The 6,116-nt window shown below is 62.8% G+C and carries 9 protein-coding genes; 6 read left to right on the forward strand and 3 right to left on the reverse strand.

Annotation, left to right across the window (positions count from 1 at the left end):
* Positions 1 to 13: 13 nt before the first annotated feature.
* Positions 14 to 781: an alpha/beta fold hydrolase gene (locus LB569_RS06315; RefSeq protein WP_224691496.1), complete on the forward strand. Its 768-nt coding sequence runs from the start codon at positions 14 to 16 to the stop codon at positions 779 to 781.
* A 66-nt stretch (positions 782 to 847) separates the two neighbouring features.
* Here LB569_RS06315 and LB569_RS06320 read toward each other — a convergent pair whose 3' ends face one another.
* Entirely contained in the window at positions 848 to 1,456 is a 609-nt protein-coding gene (locus LB569_RS06320) for a hypothetical protein (RefSeq protein WP_224691497.1), read from the reverse strand.
* 133 nt (positions 1,457 to 1,589) lie between these two features.
* Here LB569_RS06320 and cysE point away from each other — a divergent pair, with 133 nt between their 5' ends.
* Positions 1,590 to 2,438 carry a serine O-acetyltransferase gene (gene cysE, locus LB569_RS06325; RefSeq protein WP_140710918.1) on the forward strand — a complete coding sequence of 283 codons (849 nt, stop codon included), beginning with the start codon at positions 1,590 to 1,592 and terminating at the stop codon, positions 2,436 to 2,438.
* 143 nt (positions 2,439 to 2,581) lie between these two features.
* Complete coding sequence (locus tag LB569_RS06330) at positions 2,582 to 2,785, forward strand: DUF3126 family protein (protein ID WP_006200852.1); 204 nt, start codon at positions 2,582 to 2,584, stop codon at positions 2,783 to 2,785.
* 37 nt (positions 2,786 to 2,822) lie between these two features.
* Here the strand turns inward: LB569_RS06330 and LB569_RS06335 are convergent, their stop codons facing one another.
* Positions 2,823 to 3,554: a hypothetical protein gene (locus tag LB569_RS06335; RefSeq protein ID WP_224534466.1), complete on the reverse strand. Its 732-nt coding sequence runs from the start codon at positions 3,552 to 3,554 to the stop codon at positions 2,823 to 2,825.
* 111 nt (positions 3,555 to 3,665) lie between these two features.
* Here LB569_RS06335 and LB569_RS06340 point away from each other — a divergent pair, with 111 nt between their 5' ends.
* Entirely contained in the window at positions 3,666 to 4,001 is a 336-nt protein-coding gene (locus tag LB569_RS06340; protein ID WP_224534467.1) for a DUF6949 family protein, read from the forward strand.
* 19 nt (positions 4,002 to 4,020) lie between these two features.
* Complete coding sequence (locus LB569_RS06345; RefSeq protein WP_224534468.1) at positions 4,021 to 4,548, forward strand: gamma carbonic anhydrase family protein; 528 nt, start codon at positions 4,021 to 4,023, stop codon at positions 4,546 to 4,548.
* Between the two features lie 32 nt (positions 4,549 to 4,580).
* On the opposite strand, the gene LB569_RS06350 is transcribed toward LB569_RS06345, so the two are convergent.
* A complete protein-coding gene (locus tag LB569_RS06350; RefSeq protein WP_224534469.1) occupies positions 4,581 to 5,147 on the reverse strand; it encodes an ankyrin repeat domain-containing protein in 567 nt (188 codons plus the stop codon).
* A 201-nt stretch (positions 5,148 to 5,348) separates the two neighbouring features.
* On the opposite strand from LB569_RS06350, the gene LB569_RS06355 reads away from it, so the two are divergent.
* Positions 5,349 to 6,002, forward strand: coding sequence for a DUF2726 domain-containing protein (locus LB569_RS06355; RefSeq protein ID WP_224534472.1), 654 nt, complete (start codon positions 5,349 to 5,351; stop codon positions 6,000 to 6,002).
* The last annotated feature ends 114 nt before the right edge of the window (positions 6,003 to 6,116 follow it).

The following is a 6,116-nucleotide window of genomic DNA, read 5'->3' on the forward strand; positions in this document are numbered from 1 at the left end:
GGATCGCCTTCCAATGCAGTTTTTTCCCCATGACGGGTTCGATCTCGCCTTTCTCGACCGCCAGCCGGCGTCGGGCGAGGGCGACCCGGTGCTCATGATCCACGGCTTCGCCTCGAGCCACTACGTCAACTGGGTGTCGCCTGGCTGGTTCAAGACGCTCAACGATGCCGGTTATCGGGCCATCGCCTTTGACAATCGCGGCCACGGCGCGTCATCCAAGAGCTATGACGAGGCCGACTATACGCCCGCGAAGATGGCTTCGGACGCGGCAGCCCTGCTCGATCACCTCGGCATCGAGCGGGCCCATGTCATGGGCTATTCGATGGGCGCGCGCATCGCCGCGTTCCTGGCGCTGTCCGACCCGGACAAGGTGGCGACGCTGGTCTTCGGCGGCCTCGGCATCGGCATGATCGATGGCGTCGGCGATTGGGATCCGATCGCCGCCGCTCTGCTTTCCGACGACCCGGCCGCGACCACCCATGCGCGCGGCCGCTCTTTCCGCGCCTTCGCCGACCAGACCCGCAGCGATCGCCAGGCGCTGGCCGCCTGCATCGCCACGTCGCGCGAATTGCTCAGCGAGGACGACGTCGCGCGCATCGCCCAGCCGACGCTGATCGCGGTCGGCACCACCGACGACATCGGCGGCTCGCCCGACGAGCTCGCGGCCTTGATGCCTAATGCCAGGGCCTTTCATATCGAAGGCCGCGATCATATGCTTGCCGTCGGGGACAAGACCTTCAAGCAGCGGGTTCTGGAGTTTTATACCGAAAACCCGCTCTGAGCGGGCGGCAAGGATAGGTTCGGTATTCTGATGGCCATGGCGTCGACCATCGGCGCCTTTACCTGATTATCCTCTATCCACGGTGAGCGCCTCCAGCGACCGTGCAATGTTCAGCCTTGCCTGCGGCTCGAAGCGCTGGCGGAATTCTGGCGTGTGGAAGAGATGCGGTCGCGCAAGGAAGGTCTTCAGCACCGCGCCGCGGCCGGCTCGCCACATCGGTTCCTCCACCCAGTCATATTCGCGGCGAACCGCGCGTTCATAAGCGTCGAACGCGTCCGGCGCGGCGCCCAGGATCGAAAGATCCATGTCGAGGAACAGACTGGCGTCGCGCGCCGCCGCGGCGTCATCGAACGGCGGCAACTGGTGCGCGGCGGTGGCGAGGATCATCGCGCCGATGCGCTTGAGCCGCTCGGCATCGACGCGGCCCTCGAGCTTCTCTTCGGCAAGGTCGGCACTTCGCGCCTCATTGTCCTTGGCGCGGCTGTCATAGATGGCGTCGTGGAACCAGATCGCCGCCTCGACGGCCCCGGGGTCGCCGAGTTCCCCCCGATAGTCGCTGGCAAGCGCCAGCATTGCCTCGATATGCGCAAGGCCGTGATAGTGGCGGTCCCCGGCGGCATAGAGTGCCGAAAGCTCGGTTTTCAGGGCGTCGTCGATCAAGGGTTCGTTTTCCATGGCTGCTTGAATTCCCGCGAACCAAATCCATTTGACACAGCACTAAGGAAAATTGAGTTCAATCATGCTATGATCTGGCCTATATGTGCGGCCGCACAACAGGCAGACTAGCAGGACGCAGGACGAGACGTCGATGAACAGCATCAGCATTTCCCGCCATAGCGCGTTGCAGCCGGTCGATCCGATCTGGCGTTCGATCCGCGACGAAGCGATGGAAGCGGTCAACCGCGATCCCCTGCTGGCCGCCTTCCTCTATTCGACGATCCTCAACCAGGAGAGCCTGGAAGAGGCGGTCATCCACCGGATCGCGGAGCGGCTGGCGCACCAGGATATCGGTTCCGATCTCATCCGCCAGACCTTCAAGTCGATGTTGGCCGACGACAAGGATTGGCCGACCACGGTACGCGTCGACATCCAGGCCTATTATGACCGCGACCCGGCCTGCGACCGGTTCATCATGCCGGTGCTCTATTTCAAGGGCTTTCACGCCATCCAGACCCATAGGCTGGCGCATTGGCTGTGGAACCACGGCCGCAAGGATTTCGCTCTGTACCTGCAGAGCCGCTCGTCCTCGGTCTTCCAGACCGACATCAACCCGGCCGCGCGCATCGGCAAGGGAATCTTCATCGATCATGCCACCGGCCTCGTCGTCGGCGAGACGGCGGTCATCGAGGACGACGTGTCGATCCTGCACGGCGTGACGCTGGGCGGCACCGGCAAGGCCGGCGGCGACCGCCACCCCAAGATCCGCCGTGGCGTGCTGATCGGCGCCGGCGCCAAGATTCTCGGCAACATCGAGATCGGCCATTGCTCCAAGGTTGCCGCGGGATCGGTGGTTCTGTCGCCCGTGCCGCACAACAAGACGGTTGCCGGTGTGCCGGCCCGCGTGGTCGGCGAGACCGGCTGCGACCAGCCTTCGCGCCAGATGGACCAGCTTCTGCCGTCGCAGACGATGGACCAGGTGATCAGTTTCGATATCTGATTTGCAATCGCACGGCATGATCGCGATTTGCCGGGCGGCACCGCCGCTTCCGGTGCAATAAGGCCGGCTTGCCTTTACATCGCCATTGTCGACGTGCCAGAAGCGCCGTTCAAACGAGCAAGCCCGATGATCGGAGAAGACTGTTGAAGCCGGACGAAATCAGAAAGCTGGACGCCTATTTCAAGCGCGTCTTCCAGAACCCGAAGCTTGAGGTCAAGGCACGGCCGCGCAAGGAAGATTCGGCCGAAGTCTATGTCGGCGACGAGTTCCTCGGCATCGTCTTCAAGGACGAGGACGACGGCGACTACAACTTCTCGATGGCGATCCTCGACATCGATCTGGCCTGAGCCACGGTCTCAAAGGCAGGCCGCGTCGAGCGGCCTGTCAATGTCCTGTCTTGAGGATACGCCCCGCCTCGGCCGTGATGGCGGCGTCGAGCGTCTGCCAGTCGCCAAGGAATTCCCTTGGGAAGCGATAGGTAAGGCTGAGATCATTCCCGACATGGATGTCCCGCTCGCAAGGAGCCAGCGATTCGTCGGCGCTCGGCCCGCTGAGGCAGCGGGCCACGAAAGGGTCCTTGCCCGCGCGTTTGCCGACGACCAGCACCTCGTTCAGGTAGCCTGATTTCTCATTGAACGCGTAGACCGTCGTGCCGCCGGGGCCGGGATTGCCGGGCTGGACGATCAGTGCGCTGTAGATCGGCCCGAACCGGCCGCTCATGTCGCGCGACATCATCTGCTGCTCGAAGGACAGGAAGATGATGTTCCTGTTGGCCCCGGCGTGATTGAAATCGTCGCGCGACGCCTCGCTGTAGCCGTCCATCTGGGGATAGCGCAGATAAAGGTCGAGACGCGAGGCGATGCCGTCGCGCCGGGCCTGCTCGAAGCGAATGAAATTGGCCGGCACGGTGACGACGTTTTTGCCGATCACCACCGCGCGTGTGGTCGCGTCGTCGGTATATCCGGCCATGGCAATGGAACGGCCGAACCATTTGCCGCCAAGGCTGATCGCTATCGACAGCAAGGCAAGTGCGGCGAACGCGTAGAACACCCGCTTCATCAACTTGGAATCGACCACGGTCAGTTCCGGGCCGTCGGCGGTCGCTGCCTGCTTCATCTCGGTCCTCGTCCCACCGTCCGCTGTCCCTCGGCGGCACACCTCGCACGGCACGGCTCTTGCAGCCTTCCTGAAACGACAGTGCGATTTCATGGTAAATGGAGGGTTAATATGGCCCAGATGGAACTCTTGTTGTTCGCCTTTGTCGTCGGCCTGACGGTTTGCGGCCTGGCGGGCTCGACAATGGAGTTGGTATCGGGCCGCAAGGTCGCCTTCGCCGAGCCCTATGTGTCGCCCTCGCATCTGTTGCGCTCGCTGGCCGTCACGGCCGGCGCCGGGCCGTTCATGCTGGTCAACGAAGCCCTTGACGCCCGGCGCCAGCACCGCATCTCGACAGCGGCGCTCCTGTCGTGCGGCTGCACCGCCATTGCTTGGTCCCTTGCGCTGGGCGTCGTCGTGCTCGCCATTGCTTCATGGGCGGTCCGTCTCCTAGGGTTTCCAGCCTGAGACGATTCGGAGACCGACAATGCCGCTCTATGCGATCGATGGAACGGAGCCCAGCTTCGCCGATGCCGACACGAACTGGATCGCGCCCGATGCCACGCTGATCGGCGACATCAGGATCGGCCGCAATGCCGGCTTCTGGTTCGGCGTCGTTATCAGGGGCGACAATGAGCCGATCGTCATCGGCGCCGACACCAACGTCCAGGAACACACGGTCATGCACACCGATCCCGGTTTTCCCTTGACCATCGGGCAGGGCTGCACGATCGGCCACCGCGCCATGCTGCATGGCTGCACGATCGGCGACAACAGCCTGATCGGCATGGGCGCCATCGTGTTGAACGGCGCCAGGATCGGCAGGAATTCACTCGTCGGCGCCGGCGCACTGGTCACCGAAGGCAAGAAATTCCCGGACAATTCGCTGATCGTCGGCTCGCCGGCCAAGGCGATCAGGGTGCTGGACGACGCGGCGGTCGAGCGGCTGCGTGGCTCGGCCGCGCATTACGTCGCCAACGGCAAGCGCTTCAAAGCGGGGCTGACGAAGGTCTGAGCTCCCGGCCGGCGCATGGCTTCGGGCACCGTCTATCGATCCCGGCTGCCGGTTGCGCGCTCGGCAATGGCTGCCCGCAGCAGCGACGCGGCAACCTCGAACCCTGCGATGTCTGCTTCTTCAAGCGCAGTCGTGTAGTGGTCGATACGGGTCCTCAAGGTGGGATCCGCGCCGGCGGCGAGGAGCAGGCGGATCGCCTCGGCGTCGCGCATCGCCACGCCGTAGTGAAGCGGCGTCCAATCGTTGACGCCGCGCATGTCAGCATCGGCGCCGTGATCGATGAGGATGCGGATGATGTCGAGCTTGTCCGCCCGCTCGGTGGACAGCGCCGCGATGATCGATGGAAATCCGGCATGATCGTCATAGTTCTGGCTCGATCCGGCCTCGAGCAGCATTGCGATGAAGGCGGGTGGGCTCCAGTAGATCGCGTATTCCAGCGGATGGCCAAGACCGAGTTCGAACGGCATGCGCTCGTCGAACCAGCGGGGCGAACCGCCCAGGGCGGTGCCGAGGGCCTCGAAGTCACCAGCCTTGAAGGCATCATCGATCGCCTTGAACAGACGATGGCGTTCGCATCGATCTTCCGGGATTTCCAACATGGCAGTGGTCCAGAAGGCGGAGTTGCCGACTGATAATGTCTCGATCTTCGACCTATGGAAATGTATATCACGGCGGACTAATATTTTCTTGGGCCAATCTCCGGAGCGATCAGCAGATAGTCGTGTTGCAAATCGCTGATGATTTTCGTGACGTGAACATGGGACTGAAAGAACGCTAAGTCCCTGAGGTAGGTTGGTTCCATGCCATCCGAGTTTGTCGAGCTAATTGGGATAGCTGTTCTGCTGATCGTTGCTCTCCTCGCCGGCGTCCTTGCTGGTATGGCCTTGGAGCGTTTCCTATCGAAGAAGCGACGGCGAGCATGGATGAGAAAGAACCGCTGGGCCCGAGAGCGCAGTGGGGATGACATCCTTAGCGGCCTGTGGGTCACGCCGAAGCCCGTTCCCCCGCCACCGAAACCCACTGATCCCGCAGACCAGTTGCGGATCGTTATGGGTGCGCACTTTACGGTTCAGCCGCTCCTCAACAGGAGTGAAGTGCGGGTCTTCAAGGAACTCGATCGCATGGTGGTCGGCTGTAATCCGGGATGGCAGGTGATGGCGCAAGTTTCGTTGGGCGAAATTCTGCGCAGTACAGATGCAGACGCCTACAGTTGCATCAACTCGAAACGCGTCGATCTGCTGCTCGTGGATGACAACTGCATGCCTCGGCATGCGCTCGAATACCAGGGCCATGCCCACCATCAGGGCTCAGCAGCTGCGCGTGACGCGGTTAAAAAAGAAGCCCTGCGTCGGGCAGGCATCAGCTATCACGAGATCGTCGGCGGTCATACGACGCCTTCCGAACTTAGACGGCTGGTCGAGAAGCTTGTGGTGAGGCCACCATCGGACCAATAGCAATTTTCGCGGCTTTATAGTGATCTCAGGAGTACCCCCCCCGGAAATGGCGGAGCCGGCCCGGGGACGGGGCCGGCTCCTTTGACCCCGGGGTGGGGGGCGGGGGGGGGGGGG

Origin of the sequence: Mesorhizobium sp. BH1-1-4 (assembly GCF_020165665.1) — a bacterium.
In the GTDB taxonomy this organism is placed as follows: Bacteria; Pseudomonadota; Alphaproteobacteria; order Rhizobiales; family Rhizobiaceae; genus Mesorhizobium.

Excerpts from the sequence above, each read along its gene's own strand:
- LB569_RS06355 (WP_224534472.1), top strand. The coding sequence starts at position 5,349 with ATGCCATCCGAGTTTGTCGAGCTAATTGGGATAGCTGTTCTGCTGATC.
- LB569_RS06340 (WP_224534467.1), top strand. The coding sequence starts at position 3,666 with ATGGCCCAGATGGAACTCTTGTTGTTCGCCTTTGTCGTCGGCCTGACG.
- LB569_RS06320 (WP_224691497.1), bottom strand. The coding sequence starts at position 1,456 with ATGGAAAACGAACCCTTGATCGACGACGCCCTGAAAACCGAGCTTTCG.
- LB569_RS06315 (WP_224691496.1), top strand. The coding sequence starts at position 14 with ATGCAGTTTTTTCCCCATGACGGGTTCGATCTCGCCTTTCTCGACCGC.
- cysE (WP_140710918.1), top strand. The coding sequence starts at position 1,590 with ATGAACAGCATCAGCATTTCCCGCCATAGCGCGTTGCAGCCGGTCGAT.
- LB569_RS06345 (WP_224534468.1), top strand. The coding sequence starts at position 4,021 with ATGCCGCTCTATGCGATCGATGGAACGGAGCCCAGCTTCGCCGATGCC.
- LB569_RS06350 (WP_224534469.1), bottom strand. The coding sequence starts at position 5,147 with ATGTTGGAAATCCCGGAAGATCGATGCGAACGCCATCGTCTGTTCAAG.
- LB569_RS06335 (WP_224534466.1), bottom strand. The coding sequence starts at position 3,554 with ATGAAGCAGGCAGCGACCGCCGACGGCCCGGAACTGACCGTGGTCGAT.